This is a genomic window from Caballeronia temeraria (assembly GCF_001544795.2).
In the GTDB taxonomy this organism is placed as follows: Bacteria; Pseudomonadota; Gammaproteobacteria; order Burkholderiales; family Burkholderiaceae; genus Caballeronia; species Caballeronia temeraria.
The window spans coordinates 62268-78014 of the sequence record NZ_FCOI02000001.1 but is presented as its reverse complement, the minus strand read 5'-3'; the positions used below and the strand labels follow the sequence as shown (position 1 = coordinate 78014).

The 15747-nt window shown below is 63.8% G+C and carries 15 protein-coding genes and 1 tRNA gene; 10 read left to right on the top strand and 6 right to left on the bottom strand.

Translation table 11 applies throughout. The annotated features are described in order from the left end of the window. Positions 1–27: 27 nt before the first annotated feature. The 4 genes from cysD to AWB76_RS00325 all read right to left on the bottom strand — a co-directional run bounded on the left by cysD (position 28) and on the right by AWB76_RS00325 (position 4008). Positions 28–990, bottom strand: coding sequence for a sulfate adenylyltransferase subunit CysD (cysD, locus tag AWB76_RS00340; RefSeq protein WP_061158156.1), 963 nt, complete (start codon positions 988–990; stop codon positions 28–30). A 65-nt stretch (positions 991–1055) separates the two neighbouring features. Then, on the bottom strand, positions 1056–1778 hold the full coding sequence (locus AWB76_RS00335) for a phosphoadenylyl-sulfate reductase (protein ID WP_061158155.1): 723 nt from the start codon (positions 1776–1778) through the stop codon (positions 1056–1058). A gap of 3 nt (positions 1779–1781) precedes the next feature. Next, positions 1782–2321 carry a DUF934 domain-containing protein gene (locus AWB76_RS00330; protein ID WP_061158514.1) on the bottom strand — a complete coding sequence of 180 codons (540 nt, stop codon included), beginning with the start codon at positions 2319–2321 and terminating at the stop codon, positions 1782–1784. Positions 2322–2331: 10 nt separating this feature from the next. Then, on the bottom strand, positions 2332–4008 hold the full coding sequence (locus tag AWB76_RS00325; RefSeq protein ID WP_061158154.1) for a nitrite/sulfite reductase: 1677 nt from the start codon (positions 4006–4008) through the stop codon (positions 2332–2334). A 239-nt stretch (positions 4009–4247) separates the two neighbouring features. Between AWB76_RS00325 and AWB76_RS00320 the strand changes: the two genes are divergently transcribed. The 3 genes from AWB76_RS00320 to AWB76_RS00310 all read left to right on the top strand — a co-directional run bounded on the left by AWB76_RS00320 (position 4248) and on the right by AWB76_RS00310 (position 6637). Continuing rightward, positions 4248–5189, top strand: coding sequence for a CysB family HTH-type transcriptional regulator (locus AWB76_RS00320; protein ID WP_061158153.1), 942 nt, complete (start codon positions 4248–4250; stop codon positions 5187–5189). A 61-nt stretch (positions 5190–5250) separates the two neighbouring features. After that, positions 5251–6411 (top strand): ABC transporter substrate-binding protein, encoded by a 1161-nt coding sequence (locus AWB76_RS00315; RefSeq protein WP_061158152.1) that lies wholly within the window; start codon positions 5251–5253, stop codon positions 6409–6411. A 141-nt stretch (positions 6412–6552) separates the two neighbouring features. After that, positions 6553–6637, top strand: a tRNA-Leu gene (locus tag AWB76_RS00310). A gap of 219 nt (positions 6638–6856) precedes the next feature. On the opposite strand, the gene AWB76_RS41975 is transcribed toward AWB76_RS00310, so the two are convergent. Continuing rightward, the gene (locus tag AWB76_RS41975; protein WP_244173187.1) at positions 6857–7531 is read right to left on the bottom strand and encodes a hypothetical protein; all 675 of its coding nucleotides are present in this window, start codon (positions 7529–7531) and stop codon (positions 6857–6859) included. Between the two features lie 20 nt (positions 7532–7551). Here AWB76_RS41975 and AWB76_RS00300 point away from each other — a divergent pair, with 20 nt between their 5' ends. From AWB76_RS00300 to AWB76_RS41460, 4 genes are all read left to right on the top strand, one after another. Continuing rightward, complete coding sequence (locus AWB76_RS00300; protein ID WP_061158151.1) at positions 7552–9129, top strand: hypothetical protein; 1578 nt, start codon at positions 7552–7554, stop codon at positions 9127–9129. A gap of 105 nt (positions 9130–9234) precedes the next feature. Beyond that, the gene (locus AWB76_RS00295) at positions 9235–10332 is read left to right on the top strand and encodes a TIGR03118 family protein (protein WP_063936291.1); all 1098 of its coding nucleotides are present in this window, start codon (positions 9235–9237) and stop codon (positions 10330–10332) included. A gap of 187 nt (positions 10333–10519) precedes the next feature. Next, positions 10520–11242 carry a pseudouridine synthase gene (locus tag AWB76_RS00290; RefSeq protein ID WP_061158150.1) on the top strand — a complete coding sequence of 241 codons (723 nt, stop codon included), beginning with the start codon at positions 10520–10522 and terminating at the stop codon, positions 11240–11242. A gap of 207 nt (positions 11243–11449) precedes the next feature. Further along, entirely contained in the window at positions 11450–11626 is a 177-nt protein-coding gene (locus AWB76_RS41460; RefSeq protein ID WP_167357718.1) for a hypothetical protein, read from the top strand. Here AWB76_RS41460 and AWB76_RS00285 read toward each other — a convergent pair. Next, complete coding sequence (locus AWB76_RS00285) at positions 11623–12741, bottom strand: NAD-dependent epimerase/dehydratase family protein (RefSeq protein ID WP_061158149.1); 1119 nt, start codon at positions 12739–12741, stop codon at positions 11623–11625. The two genes, AWB76_RS41460 and AWB76_RS00285, sit on opposite strands and share 4 nt — an antisense overlap. Before the next feature lie 86 nt (positions 12742–12827). On the opposite strand from AWB76_RS00285, the gene AWB76_RS00280 reads away from it, so the two are divergent. The 3 genes from AWB76_RS00280 (at position 12828) to AWB76_RS00270 (ending at position 15738) form a co-directional block, all read left to right on the top strand. Continuing rightward, positions 12828–13859, top strand: coding sequence for a CDP-6-deoxy-delta-3,4-glucoseen reductase (locus AWB76_RS00280; protein ID WP_061158148.1), 1032 nt, complete (start codon positions 12828–12830; stop codon positions 13857–13859). Positions 13860–14134: 275 nt separating this feature from the next. Further along, positions 14135–15319, top strand: a complete 1185-nt coding sequence (locus tag AWB76_RS00275) for an acetylornithine transaminase (RefSeq protein WP_061158147.1) — start codon at positions 14135–14137, stop codon at positions 15317–15319. Further along, positions 15316–15738 (top strand): GNAT family acetyltransferase, encoded by a 423-nt coding sequence (locus AWB76_RS00270; protein WP_061158146.1) that lies wholly within the window; start codon positions 15316–15318, stop codon positions 15736–15738. Before AWB76_RS00275 ends, AWB76_RS00270 begins: the two co-directional genes overlap by 4 nt. Positions 15739–15747 lie beyond the last annotated feature (9 nt).

The following is a 15747-nucleotide window of genomic DNA, read 5'->3' as shown; positions in this document are numbered from 1 at the left end:
GACTCGTTTCTTCCTGTGGCGTGTTGCTTAGAAATAACCTTGCTTCTTGCGCTGTTCCATCGCAGCTTCGGACGCCTGGTCGTCCATACGCGTGGCGCCGCGTTCCGTGATTTCCGTCACGGCGGTTTCCGCGATGATCTTTTCGACGTCATCCGCATCGCTCGCGACCGGGCACGTGCAACTGATATCGCCGACCGTGCGGAAACGCACCTGCGCGATCTCGGCGGTCTCGCCTTCGCGCACCGGCGTGAGCGGCGTCACCGGCACGAGCAGGCCGTTGCGGCGCACGATTTCGCGATCATGCGCATAGTAGATGTTCGGCAATTCGAGCTTCTCGCGCGCGATGTATTGCCATACGTCGAGTTCGGTCCAGTTCGAGATCGGGAACACGCGCAGATGCTCGCCGTTGTGCAGACGCGCGTTGTAGATGCTCCACAGTTCCGGGCGCTGCGCCTTCGGGTCCCACTGGCCGAATTCGTCGCGGAACGAGAAGATGCGCTCTTTCGCGCGCGCCTTCTCTTCGTCGCGGCGCGCGCCGCCGATCATCGCCGTGTAGCCGTATTCCTCGATGGTTTCGAGCAGCGTCACCGCCTGCGCGGCATTACGCGAATCCGTTTCGCGACGCAGACGCACGGTGCCCTTTTTGATCGAATCCTCGACGTGACCGACCACGAGTTCCGCGCCGATTTCGGCTGCGCGACGATCGCGGAAGTCGATCACTTCCTGGAAGTTGTGACCCGTGTCGATGTGCACGAGCGGGAACGGCAGCGTCGTCTTGCGATTGCCGCCGAGGCCGAACGCCTTGAGCGCGAGCGCCAGCACGACGACCGAATCCTTGCCGCCCGAGAACAACAGCGCGGGCTTGCTGCATTCCGCGACGAGTTCGCGAATGATGTGGATCGACTCGGCTTCGAGCCAATCCAGGTGATCCATCCGAGTCGCCTTGTTGACGACCGGTGCGGTGACGTTAGCGTCGAGCGTCGTGCTCATGTTCGTCGATCCTTTTCTTGGCGGCGTTCCGTGGAGCGCCGCATTCAGTGACAGGGGGTGTTGCCTTAGATCGCCGAGCTCGGGGCTTCGTCGACGACCTTGATGTTCGTGATGTGCAGGCCGCATTCCTTCGTATCGCGCGATTCCCACCACCAGCGTCCGGCGCGGCTGTCCTCGCCGGGACGTACCGCGCGCGTACAAGGCTCGCACCCGATGCTCGGATAACCGCGCGCATGGAGCGGATTCACGGGTACGTCGAAGGCTTTCAGGTAATCCCACACATCGGCTTCGGTCCAGTCCGCGAGCGGATTGAACTTCGCGATGTTGCGCGGTTCGTCGTGCTCTTCCTCGTGCAGCTCGGCACGCGTCACCGACTGCTCGCGGCGCTGTCCCGTGACCCACGCGGACACGTCCGACAGCGCGCGATTGAGCGGCTCGACCTTGCGGATATGGCAGCAGCTCTTGCGCAGATCGATGCTTTCGTAGAACGCGTTCAAACCGTGATCGCGGACGTACGCATCGACCGCATCCCGCTGCGGATGAAACTGCTCGATGTCGTAGCCGTAACGCGCTTTGACGGTATCGAGCATGCCGAGCGTTTCCGCATGCAGACGGCCCGTGTTCAGCGAGAAGATGCCGATCTTCACCCCGCGCGAAAGAATGGCGTGCGTCAACACCATGTCTTCGGCGGCGAGGCTGCTGGCTAGCTTGACGTTCTGGTGGCGCGCCGCGATCGAATCCAGCAGCGCGTCCAGGCGTTCAACCTTGGCTTGCAATTCAGGCGTCATACATCAGGCTCCAAGCGCTGCGACGAGCGCCGCGCGACGGCGGAACAGCGGTTCGAGATTGTCGGTCGCGCCCTGATACAGATTGGTGAACTCGGTGAACGCGTTGAGCGCGTCGTTGATGTCCTTGTCCGCGCGAACCGCGAACGCATCGAAGCCGCAGCGTGCGTGGAACGCGACCTGATCGCGCAGCACGTCGCCGATGGCGCGCAGCTCGCCCGTCCACTGATAGCGCTCGCGCAACAGGCGGCCGATGGAAAAGCCACGGCCATCGCGGAACACCGGGAAATCGACGGCGATCACGGACAGCGAACCGAAGTCCGGCGCGAGGTCGGCGGGCTCGTCGTCGGGCGCGAGCCACACGCCGATGTCCTCTTTCGCGCGCGCTGCGACGATCGCGGCCTTGTGCTCTTTCCACAGCGCGAACGGCACGATGATCTTGCCGCCGGGCAGCGCATCGATAGCAGGCAACGTACCGTCTTCGGCGGCAAGGACAACGGTGAAACTGTCTTCGACGACGGCGCGGTTCTTGATAATCAACGTCATGTGCAGATCCTTAAGCGTGAGCCTGGCGCGATGCATACACGCGCTCCTTGAACGGCGCCATGCCGATGCGGCCGAACGTCTCGATGAAGCGCTCGCCTTCGATGCGGTTATCGACGAAGGTGTCGATCACTTGCGCGATCACGTCGGGCATCTCTTCGGCCGAGAACGACGGGCCGATCACCTTGCCGAGATGCGCGCCGGTCGCGCCCGAGCTTTGCTCGCCGCCGAGCGTCACCTGATACCACTCGGAGCCGTCCTTATCGACGCCCAGAATGCCGATATTGCCCACATGGTGATGACCGCACGCGTTGATGCAACCCGAGATGTTCAGCGACATGTCGCCGAGGTCGTGCACGTAGTCGAGGTCGTTGAAACGATCCTGGATGGCGAGCGCGATCGGAATCGACTTCGCATTCGCGAGCGAGCAGAAATCGCCGCCCGGGCACGCGATGATGTCCGTCAGCAAGCCGATGTTCGCTGTCGCGAAACCGAGCGCCTTCGCGCGTTCCCACACGGTGTGCAGATCGCGCTTCTTCACGTTCGCGAGAATCAGGTTCTGCTCGTGCGACACGCGGATTTCGCCGAACGAGAATTCATCGGCGAGCGCGGCAACGTCGTCCATCTGCTGGTCGGTGGCGTCGCCCGGCGCGATGTGGCGTTGCTTGAGCGACAGCGTCACCGCCGCATAGCCCGGCACCTTGTGCGGACGCACGTTGCGCTCGACCCAGCGCGCGAACGGCTTGCTGTCGATCAGATGCTTTTCATACGATGCATCGGTGTCCGCGAGCTTTTCGTAGACGGGCGGCGCGAAGAACGCCGACACGCGATCGACTTCGTCCTGCGTGAGCGTCGACGGGCCGTCCTTCAGATGCTGCCACTCTTCCTCGACCTGCTTGCTGAACTTCTCCGGCGACAGCGCCTTCACGAGAATCTTGATGCGCGCCTTGTACATGTTGTCGCGGCGGCCGTAGCGGTTGTACACGCGCAGCACGGCTTCGCAATAGGTGATCAGATGCTGCCACGGCAGATCGCGCTTGATGATCGCGCCGACGATCGGGGTGCGGCCGAGACCGCCGCCCGCGAGAATGTCCATCACGACTTCGCCCTGCGCGTTCTTCTTCAGATACACACCGAGATCGTGGACCTGCACGGCGGCGCGATCTTCCGCCGAGCCGTTCACCGCGATCTTGAACTTGCGCGGCAGCCACGCGAATTCCGGATGGAACGTCGACCACTGACGCAGAATTTCCGACCACGGACGCGGGTCGACCTGCTCGTCGGGCGCGACGCCGGCGAACTGATCGGCGGTGATGTTGCGGATGCAGTTGCCCGACGTCTGGATCGCGTGCATTTGCACCGAGGCGAGCTTGCGCAGGATTTCCGGCGTTTGTTCGAGCTCGACCCAGTTGAACTGGATGTTCGTGCGCGTCGAGAAGTGGCCGTAGCCGCGATCGTGCTCGCGCGCGATGGTCGCAAGCATGCGGAGCTGGTCGCTGCGCAGATTGCCGTACGGAATCGCGATGCGGTGCATGTACGCGTGGCGCTGCATGTACAGGCCGTTCTGCAGGCGCAGCGGACGGAATTCTTCTTCGCTCAACTCGCCCGACAAGCGGCGGCGGACCTGGTCGGCGTACTGCGCGACACGTTCGTCGACGATGCGTTGGTCGATCTGATCGTATTGGTACATTCGGGGGCCCCAAGTTCTTGTGTAAAGCGCGGCGTCCTAGGTTACGTCGCGCGTCTCGTCCGTCGAATATCCATTGAGTCCCTGCCGCGCGAGGCGTTCAGACGGAACGCTCATTTGCTTATGACGGATAGAGATATGGATATTGGAAAAATTGGACTGATAGTAAAGAACCTGCTATATATTGCAAACGACTGAAAAATTACTTTGATATGCCCGGTAGTAATAAACAAAGGCGATAAATGAATCTGCATCAGTTCCGCTTCGTGCGCGAGGCCGTCCGGCAGAATTTCAACCTGACGGAGGCCGCCAAGGCGCTGTATACGTCACAGCCGGGCGTCTCGAAGGCGATCATCGAGCTGGAAGACGAACTGGGCGTCGAGATCTTCACGCGCCACGGGAAACGCGTGAGATCGCTGACCGAGCCAGGGCGCATCATCCTCGCGTCGGTCGAGAAAATATTGCAGGAAGTGGAGAGCCTCAAGCGGGTCGGTAAGGATTACGCGGCGCAGGATCAGGGCAATCTCGTCATCGCCGCGACGCACACGCAGGCGCGCTATTCGCTGCCGTCGGCCATCGCCGAATTCAAGAAGCGCTTTCCGAAGGTGCACCTTTCGATTCTGCAAGGCAGCCCCACGCAAGTCGCCGAAATGGTGATTCACGATCAGGCGGACATCGCGATCGCGACCGAGGCCATCGCCAACTATAAGGAACTGGTGTCGCTGCCCTGCTTCCAGTGGCAGCATCTGGCCGTCATGCTGCCGGATCATCCGCTGCTGGAGCGCAAGACGCTCACGCTCGACGATCTCGCGCAATACCCGATCATCACGTACGAGGCGTCGTTCGCCGGGCGCTCCAAGATCAATCAGGCGTTCGGGCTGCGCAATCTGACGCCGGACATCGTGCTCGAAGCCATCGACGCGGACGTGATCAAGACTTACGTCGAACTGGGGCTCGGCATCGGGATCATGGCGGACATCGCGTTCAATCCGGAGCGCGACAAGCATTTGCGGGCGATGCCGGTTGGCCATCTGTTCGGCACGAACGTCACGCGGCTCGCGCTCAAACAGGGCGCGTATCTGCGCAGCTATGTGTATACGCTCGTCGAACTGCTGTCGCCGTCGCTGAATCGCAAGCTGATCGAACAGGCGCTGTCCGGCGATCACGAAAGCTACGAGCTCTGAGCTCGAATAACACGGCGGCGCGCGCCGCCTCAGAAGATTCTTTCCCCTGGAGACCTTTCCGATGACGTTGTCGAAGTTCACGCGCCGCCTTGCCGCCGGCGCCGCCCTGTCCGTGGTTGCCGCCGCCGCGCACGCGCAATTGAAGGTCGGCATCGATCTGTCGAGCACCGGCCCGGCCGCCGCCATCGGCATCACCAGCAAGAACGCGATGCTCATGTGGCCGAAGACCATCGCCGGGCAGAACGCGGAGTACATCATCCTCGACGACGGCTCGGACCCGGGCGCGGCCGTGCGCAATATCCGCAAGCTGATCAGCGAGGATCACGTCGATGTGATCGTCGGGCCGAATATCACGCCGGCGGCGCTCGCCGCGCTCGATCCCGTCGCGGAATCCGAAACGCCGATGATCACGCTGATCGGCTCGGCATCGGTCGTGGAACCGCAGGAAGGCAAGAAAGTGTGGGCGTTCAAGATGGCGCAGACCGATCGCGCGATGGCCGACGTGATGACGCGCTACATGGCGAATCATGGCGTGAAGACGGTTGGGTTCATCGGCTTCGCGGACAGTTACGGCGATAGCTGGCTCAACGAGTTCACCAAGTTCGCCGACCTTCGGCATATCAGGATCGTCGCGAGCGAGCGCTTCAATCGCACCGATGCGAGCGTCACCGGGCAGATTCTCAAGCTGATGGCCGCGAAACCCGACGCGGTGCTGATCGCGGGCGCGGGCACGCCGACGGTGCTGCCGCAGCGCACGCTCGTCGAGCGCGGGTTCAAGGGCGCGATCTATCAGACGCACGGCATCGCGACGCCGGAGTTCATCAAGCTCGGCGGCAAGGACGTCGAGGGCACGCTTTTCCCGACGCAGCCGGTCGTCGTCGCGCGGACGCTGCCGGCGGATCATCCGTCGAAAAAGGCGGCGCTCGCGTTCGTGAATGCGTATGAGGAGAAGTACGGCAAGGGCACGGTCACGCAGTTTGCGGGCGATGCGGCAGGCGTCTATCCGCGTCTGCAGGATGCCGTGGCGCGCGCGCTGAAGACGGCGAAACCGGGCACGAAGGAGTTTCGCGTGGCGCTGCGCGCGGAACTGGAGCACGCGCATGAACTGGTCGTGCCGAACGGCGTGGTCAGTACGAGCGCGACGGATCACGTCGGGCTGGATCAGCGCGCGAGCGTGATGGGCGTGATCAAGAACGGCGCGTTCACGTATCTCGCTCAGTGATCTCGCTCAGTGATCCCGCTCAGTAATTTCCGAGCTTGCGAAAACGCTATCCTCGATGCTTGCCGACGGCGGCGTTTTCGGTCATAATCGCCGACTCGATTGGCTCGTTGCTTCGCTTTGTTCGCGTACGAGCCGATTCAGGCCCAGGTGGTGAAATTGGTAGACGCAGGGGACTCAAAATCCCCCGCCGCAAGGCGTGCCGGTTCGATTCCGGCCCTGGGCACCAGGATTGTTGAAAAAGCCGCTCCGTTGAGAGCGGATTTTTTGCGTTTGGGCATTCTGGATGCGGGTTATTCCACGCCCGGACGATGGTCGGCCCCGCCCGGCGGCTCTTCCCGGTCGAATGTGCGAAACAGCCAGTCCACCAGAGGCGGAACGCCGAATCTGGCGAACGCGCAGGTGACCACAACTGGCCAATACTCTCGAAAGAATCCCAACACAAAGTTCAGCATCTTGTCACCCTGGCCTTGCCTTCGTTCAACGTAATTGAAAATAGGTAGTACGCCAAAGCATCCCGCAGCGGATGCATTGGCAAAATCGCTCTGACTTCCTCACTAAACGAAGCCACGAGCAAGTATATCCAGAGAAGCATCCCAATCAGAGAGGCGAAAATTCCCATATTCGCGATAAGGATCGCCTGACCGATACGCCGCCTCGACGTCGATCGAAAAAAGCCATCGCGAAGTTCGCCCGGCAGCACGGCCAGCGCCACATTCAGACTGACACTCGAAGCAACGAGTGAAATCGGAAAGAAGTCGTCCCTGCCGGGCTGCTTCAGCGCGACCCGCAAGATGTATTCGATCGCGCCCATGAATAGCGGCAGGCCGACGATCAATTGCCGCGCCGTCGCGTCGAAGCCGTTCGATTGCATTGTCATCATCCTTTCGTGCGTGATGACACGCAATGTCGCCGATGACGCGAGCGCGCGGAAGTCGTCCGTCCGGCTATGTGCGCAATCGCGTAGACGCACGCCGCCGCGCCGGAAAAAATAGGCGCCATCGGCATTCGGAATCCCGGCGCGTGGAGCATCACGGGGATGCTCGCACGCGCGGCGCCCGCCATTCGGGTTGCTCAGGATCGTCTCGATGTCGTGACCTGCTCGCGCGATGCGTCGAGCCATAACTCGAAGAAAGGTACGACATGAATCGACCTGATCACTCGCTGTCCCTCGACTCCGTCATCTGCAAGCGCTGCAACACCGTTTCGCCGGCCGAGGAAGAGACCTGTCCTTCGTGCGGAGCCGATCGTCAGGGCGCGATCTTCACGAGCCGCGCGGCGGAAGCCGCCGTGGCCGCCGCCGCGCCGGTCCCCGCGCCGCTCGATATCCTCGACTGGGATGACAGCCACTGGCTGCAACGCCTCGTGCGACGCAGGATGCTGACGTCCTATCCAAATTACATCGAGCCGGGCGATTCGCAAGAGCCGGCCAAGCCTGCCCGCACGGGCATGGCGGTGCTGGTCGGCGGCGTGATCGCGAGCATTGCGGTCGGCGGCTACTTTTACGCGCGTCTGGACGACAACGCCCCGGCGCCGAGCGTGGAGCCGGGCATCAGCGTGGCCGGATCGATTCGCGACGGCGCGTCCGGCGTGCCCAAGGCCGATGCGACGCGACATGCATCGTTGACGCGTTCCAAGGCGGAAGCGGCGACTGCGCAGATCGTCGCGCCCGCGCCTCCGGCAATTGCGGCCGCGAAGCCGAACCGCACGCACGAAGAACACGCGGCGACGGAAGTCGCGCCGGTCGCGCCGCACGTCGCGGCTGCGAGCACGATCGTGTCGAGCAGCACACTGGCGGCGACTGCGCCCGCGAAGCCGTCGATGCCGGCCGCGCCGGTCGCCGCAACGGCGCGCGTTGCGCCGAATCCGCCATCCGCCGATATCGCGACACCGAGCGCCCTTGCCGCAACGAAGCCCGCCACGACGACCCCGGCGACGATCGCCGCAGCGCCGTCGATCAAGCCAGTGACGCCAGTCATCGCATCGGCGCAGAAGCCGGAACCGCGCGTGAATACGACGATCGCAGCAGCCGCGCCGGCTCCGGCAAAACCCGTGACACAAGCGCCCGCGCCTGTCGCTCGATCGATCGAACAGGCTCGCAACACGACGATCGCCGCGAGCAGCAAACCGCCCGCGCCCGCACCTCGCCCGTCCGAGCAGCCTCGCAACACCGCGACGATCGCCTCGATCGACAAGCCCGCCGCGCCCGCGCCGGAGCCGCTTCCCCCCGCCGTCGCGCGCAGCATCGCGTCCGTTCAGCAAGCGCTCGCGAGCCGCGATCTCGCGTCGGCGCGCCGTCACATGCGCGGCCTTTCGGCCAGCGAGCCGCGCAGTCCGGAGATCCAGCAGCTCGCGGCCGAATTGTCGCGACAGGAGCGCGCGCGCGACAGCGCGATGGCCACCGCCCGCACCTGCACCGCGAACCTGGAGCCGGCGTGCGCGTTGCGTAACGCACGCCGCGCGGTGGCGCTCGACCCGCGCAACGGGCAAACGCAGGCCACGCTGCGCCATGCGCTCGAAGTGCAAAACGAAACCAACACCGAGTACTTCCGGCAAGCGAGCGGCATTCCGAAGCCGGTCGTCCCGACGATGAGCTACGACGGACGCTGGAGCGCGGGCACGCGCCACCCGGCGATGTCGGGCGATCAAGACGATGGGCGCTTCTCGCTCTTCGGCCTCGGCGTGCCGGTCGTATCGAAGGGACGCGGCGACGCGCACTGAAGGACTTCGAAACGGCGAAGCAGGATGCAAACGGAATAAGCCGCGAGGCACATTCGTTTAGAGGTGACGAACTGACGGCACAGCGCTGCCGAAGGAGTCACCATCATGCAAACCGGATTGTGGAGCCGCTTCGTCGTATGCGCCGCCGCGGTCGTCACGCTGACGGGCATCGCCTCGTGCGGCGGCGGATCGGACAGCGGCATGCCGGCGGCGACGCGCTTCAAGATGTCGATCGTCGTCTCCGATGGCGCCGTGCCCGCGCCGCACACCGACCCGAACCTGAAGAACGGCTGGGGCGTCGCATTCAATCCCAATGGCTTCGTGTGGGTCGCCAACAACGGCACGCAAACGGCCACGCTCTACGACGGCAACGGCGTCGTCCAGCCGCTCGTCGTATCGATTCCCGCGACCGCTTCGGGACCTGCCAATCCGACCGGAATCGTCTTCAACAAAGGACCGGATCTCACGCTCGCGCGCAACGGCAAGTCGGGCGTCGCGGCGTTCATCTTCGCCGGCGAAGGCGGTTCGATCACCGCGTGGGCGCCCGCCGTCGACACGACGCACGCCTTCACCGCCGTCGATTCCAGCGCATCGGGCGCGATCTACAAGGGACTCGCGCTTGCCACCACATCGACGGGCACGCATCGCCTGTACGCGACCGACTTCCATAACAACAGGATCGACGTATTCGACGGCACGTTCACGAAGATCGTCGTGCCCGGCGGCTTTCGCGACACGCAGATTCCGGCGGGCTTCGCGCCCTTCGGCATTCAGGCGATCGGCTCGAAGATCTTCGTCACCTACGCGAAGCAGGACAGCGACGCCGAGGACGACGTGGCGGGCGCGGGACAAGGCTTCGTCGACGTATTCGATATCGACGGCAATCTGATGCAGCGCTTCGCGGCGAACGGGCCGCTCAACGCGCCGTGGGGCATCGCGCAGGCGCCGGGCAACTTCGGCACGTTCAGCAACGACATTCTCGTGGGCAATTTCGGCGACGGCACTGTCAACGCGTTCGATCCGGCGAGCGGCGCGTTCGTCGGCCAGTTGCAGAACACCGACGGCACGCCGCTCGTGCAGCATGGCCTGTGGGGCATCGCGTTCGGCAACGACCTGAACGCGCAGCCGTCGAATACGCTGTTCTTCGCCGCGGGGCCGAACAACGAAGCCGATGGCGTGTACGGCCGCATCGACATGCAGTGACGCGCACGCCGCGTGTTCCCTGGGCGATGATGCTGGCCACGGACGCCTCGGCGTCCGAAAGCGCATCGCCACGCTCGGCGCCGCTCGCAGTTTGAGCGGCGCTTTTTTTGCCGGCGCCAATCGCACGCGCCGGGCGCGGACCGAAAGCGCGGCTTGCTAGAATGCGCGCTTCAACTCCGCTCATCCGATGGACCTCGAAACCCTCCTCTTCTCCCAAGGCTTCGGGTCGCGCCGCCAGTGCCGCGGCATCGTGTCCGAAGGCCGCGTGCGCATCGCGGGCGTCGTGCGCGACGATCCGCGCGCCGATATTCCCGTCGCGGCCAATCTCGAATTCGAAGTCGACGATCATCTCTGGACGTATCGCGAAAAGGCGTACATCGCGCTCAACAAGCCAGCGGGCTATGAATGCTCGCGCGATCCGCAACATCATCTGAGCATCTTTCACTTGCTTCCGCCGCAGCTCGCCGAGCGCGGCGTGCAGGCGGTCGGCCGGCTCGATCAGGACACCACAGGCCTGCTGCTGCTCTCCGATGACGGCGCGTTCGTGCATGCGTTCACGTCGCCCAAGCGCAAGGTGCCGAAGGTCTATCTCGCGACCGTGCGTCATCCGCTCGACGATCTGCAGCTCGCGAAGCTGCGCGACGGCGTGCTGCTGCACGGCGAGTCGAAACCGAGCGCCGCGCTCGCGGCAGAGCAGCGCGACGAGCGGCTGCTCGAACTCACCGTGCTCGAAGGCAAATATCACCAGGTGAAGCGCATGGTTGCGGCCGCCGGGAATCGCGTGGAAAAGCTGCATCGCGAGCGCGTCGGCGGTTATGCATTGCCCGCGACGCTCGGCGAAGGCGCATGGCGCTGGCTCGACGAAGCCGATCTCGCCGCGCTGCGAGGCGCGCCCGGCGAGACGCCGTAACGCCTCTCTCGCGTTGCGTGCGCACGACGGTGCCGGCGCGGCTTCCCCTTCTCGCGCCGGCCTCCTCGCACCGGCGCACATTCATCATGCAAATCCGTAAAAGCCCTCAAGGACGCGCGCTGCGGCGCAGCATGCCTTCCGCGAGCCGCACTCATATACTGGTCTTACGGATACCAAAAATGACTATCAAAAAAGCAGGAGGGCATCATGGTCTCCCACTCGGCCGTCGCGCTCATCGCGTTCGTCGCGCTTTGCGCTGTCCTCATCGGGGTGTTGGGCGTCGTCATGCACGTGCGTCATAAATATTCGCCGAATCTCATCGGCGCATTGATCGGCGCGCTGATGTGCTTCGTCCTGCTCGAAACGATCCCGGCGCTGATCTAGCGACGCGCGTTCGCCTTCAGGAAAGCGTCGACCGTCGGATGACGCAGCACATAGCCCAGTTCGCGCTTCAGACGCGTATTGGAGAGCCGCCGCGATTCGCGCATGAATGAAAGCGTGATCGGCGAGAGGCGTGTGCGCGCTTCGTCTCGCGAAATGCGCGGCACGCGCGGCAGGCTGTAGGCATCGGCGACGCGATCGAAATAATCCGCCATGCGCAGGTCCGTGTCGTCCGACGCGTTGATCACGCGCTGCGGACGTCCGCGCGAAACGGCGCGCACGAGGATCGCGGCGAGATCGTCGGCGTGAATGTGATTCGTATAGACGTCTTCCGGCTCGACGAGCGCCGGCATGCCATTTTCGATCCGCGCGATCGGCAGGCGATTGGCCGCGTAAATCCCCGGAATCCGCACGATCGACACCCGCCAGCCGCTTTGGGCGCCCGCCGCGCGTAATTGGCGCTCCGCCGAGACGCGCCGCCGCGCACGCTCGTTCCCGGGCCGCGCAGGCCGCGTTTCATCGATCCACGCGCCGCCGCAGTCGCCGTAGACGCCGGTCGTGCTCGCATACACGAAACGCGGGCCGGGGCGAAAGCTTTCCGGACGGATGCTCGTCGAGAAAGGGCCGTCGGGTACAATGAAAGACGTTTTCGCGAACGTTCCCTGACGCTGGCCAGGCCGCCTCAGCGGCGCTCGCGACGCATTGCGCAGTTCGCGCCGCGCATGGGTTTCGAAGGCCCGCATGTAGCCGCGCGCCAGCCGATGCGCCATCACAGGCGCCGGCGCCGGACGCGCCGCTGAACGATGCCGCGCACGCAATGTGCTGACAAGCGCACGGGTGCGGGTATCGGCGGCGCCGTCGCGCGGCGGCGGCGCGAGATGCAGCACGGTTTGCGCGACGCCCGCGAGACGCTTCAGGCTGCGGCGCGCATCGAGATCGCCGGCTATCGGCGTCGCGCCGGCGGCACGCAGTTCACCCGCGCGCTCGGGATGATGCGTGAGCGCGATGACACGGGGCGCAGCGGCACGCGCCTGAAGAAGCGGCAGCACGCGCATGCCGACATCGCCGCATCCGACGATCAGGACGCGCGCGCGGCGAAGGTTTCGAGTGGCGATCATCGGTGCATTCTATCCGTCGCCTGAAACGCGCGCCGGGCGTCCGAAAAGACGAACGAGACAACTCCACACATCGCAGAAATCGATCTATGGCTTTCAACGTAACACTCCGGCAAAGCGGCCGGCAGTTTCAAGTAGAACCCGACGAACCGGTCCTGACCGCCGCGCTGCGCCAGGGCATCGGCCTGCCGTACGGCTGCAAGAACGGTGCGTGCGGTTCGTGCAAGGGCGCCGTCGTGAGCGGTGAAGTCGAACAGGCGCCGCATTCGTCGTCGGCATTGTCGAACGATGAAAAAACACGCGGCATGGCCCTCTTCTGCTGCGCGACCGCGCAGACGGATCTGACCATCGACGTGCGCGAAGTCGCGGGCGTCGGCGACGTGCAGGTGAAAAAGCTGCCGTGCCGCGTGAACGCGCTCGAACGCCGCGCCGACGACGTCATCGAACTGAGGCTGCAACTGCCCGCGAACGAACGGCTGCAGTATTACGCGGGCCAGTACATCGAATTCATCCTGAAGGACGGCAAGCGCCGCAGCTATTCGATGGCGAGCCCCCCGCACCACGAAGGGCCGCTCGAACTGCATATCCGCCATATGCCGGGCGGCACGTTCACGGATCACGTGTTCGGCGCGATGAAAGAGCGCGACATCCTGCGCTTCGAAGGCCCGCTCGGCACGTTCTTCCTGCGCGACGAATCCGAGAAGCCGATCGTGCTGCTCGCATCGGGCACGGGCTTCGCGCCGATCAAGGCGATCATCGAGCATGCGGTGTTCAAGAATCTGAATCGCCCGATGACGCTCTACTGGGGCGGCCGCCGCAAGAAAGACCTCTATATGATGGAGCTCGCCGAGCAATGGGCGCGTGACATTCCCAACTTCAAGTTCGTGCCGGTGCTCTCCGAACCCGACGCCGGCGACGCATGGACGGGCCGCACGGGCTTCGTTCATCGGGCTGTCATCGATGACCTGCCAGACTTGAGCGCCTACCAGGTGTACGCGTGCGGCGCGCCGGTGATGGTGGAGTCGGCGCAGCGCGATTTCACGCAGCATCATCGCTTGCCGGAGGACGAGTTCTACGCGGATTCGTTCACGAGCGCGGCGGATCTCGCGCATCCGGTCTGATGTTGCACGTAACCTGCACGCGGACAAAAAATCCGCGTGCACGGTTTACAGGCGGCAACCGCTTAACGTATCCTTCGCGAATGCTCAAAACCCTGAACGCACTTCGACGTCGCCGCTCGCCGCTCCCCTAGGGATGCCGCTGGCTCGTCACGCATTGCGCTCACGGTTCGGTCTTGTCGAAGCGTACGAAATGAAGCCACGGAAATCCGTGGCTTTTGTTTTTTCCGCACCGTTTTTCTCTTTCTCTCGCACTAGCCTTCGTGGAGCCCGCTGTCATGAATTTCAATGAGTACCCCGTTGATTCGCTGATGTACATCACGAACCGTCCCGAGATCGTCTTCACGCACGGCAAGGGTTCCTGGCTCTACGACAACACGGGCAAGCGCTATCTCGACTTCATCCAGGGCTGGGCCGTGAACTCGCTCGGCCACTGCAACGAAGGCATGATCGAGGCGATGGAAAAGCAGGCGCGCACGCTGATCAATCCGTCGCCGGCGTTCTACAACGCGCCGATGGCCCAGCTCGCGGGCCTCCTCACCGCGAACAGCTGCTTCGACAAGGTGTTCTTCGCCAACAGCGGCGCCGAAGCCAACGAAGGCGCGATCAAGCTCGCGCGCAAGTGGGGCAAGAAGTTCAAGAACGGCGCCTACGAGATCATCACGTTCGACCACAGCTTCCACGGCCGCACCATCGCGACGATGTCGGCGAGCGGCAAAGCCGGCTGGGACACGATCTACGCGCCGCAGGTGCCGGGCTTCCCGAAGGCCGATCTGAACGACATCGCATCGGTGGAGAAGCTCATCAACGAGAAGACGGTCGGCGTGATGCTCGAGCCGATTCAGGGCGAAGGCGGCGTGATTCCCGCGACGCGCGAATTCATGCAGCAACTGCGCGAGCTCACGAAGAAGCACAACATCCTGCTCATCGTCGATGAAGTGCAAAGCGGTTGCGGCCGCGCGGGAACGCTGTTCGCCTACGAGCTTTCGGGCGTCGAGCCGGACATCATGACGCTCGGCAAGGGCATCGGCGGCGGCGTGCCGCTCGCGGCGCTCCTGTCGAAGGCGGACGTCGCGTGTTTCGAAGCAGGCGATCAGGGCGGCACGTACAACGGCAATCCGCTGATGACGGCCGCCGGTTATTCGGTGATCTCGCAGCTCGTCGCGCCGGGCTTTCTCGAAGGCGTGCGCGAGCGCGGCGAGTATCTGAAGCAGGAACTGCTGAAGCTGTCCGATGAACGCGGCTTCAAGGGCGAGCGCGGCGAAGGCCTGCTGCGCGCGTTGCTGCTCGACAGCGACAAGGGTCCGCAGATCGTCGAAAAGGCGCGTCTGATGCAGCCCGATGGCCTGCTGCTCAACGCCGCTCGTCCGAACCTGCTGCGCTTCATGCCCGCGCTCAACGTGACGAAGGACGAGATCGACCAGATGATGTCGATGCTGCGCTCCGTGCTCGATTCGCTGTGATCATCCGCACGTTCGATGCAGGCGATCGCGATGCCGTGATCGCCCTGTGGCGCGAGGTGTTTCCGGAGTACGCGGATGCATCGCGGCCGCAGCGCGATCCGGCTTTGTCGATCGACAACAAGATGCGGACGCAGCCGGAGCTGTTCTTTGTCGGCGTGCTGGATGGCGCGATTATCGGCACCGTCATGGCGGGTTACGACGGGCATCGCGGATGGGTGTATTCGCTGGCCGTCGCGCCTTCATTGCGCGGACGCGGCTTCGGCAGCGCGTTGATGCAGCACGCGGAAGCTGCGCTGGCTGCACTCGGATGCCCGAAGGTGAATCTGCAGATTTTGTCGGTGAAGACGGCGTTGCGCGGGTTCTATGAAAAGCTCGGGTATCGGATGGATGAAGTGGTGAGTCTGGGGAAGCGGTTATAAAAAAAGCCG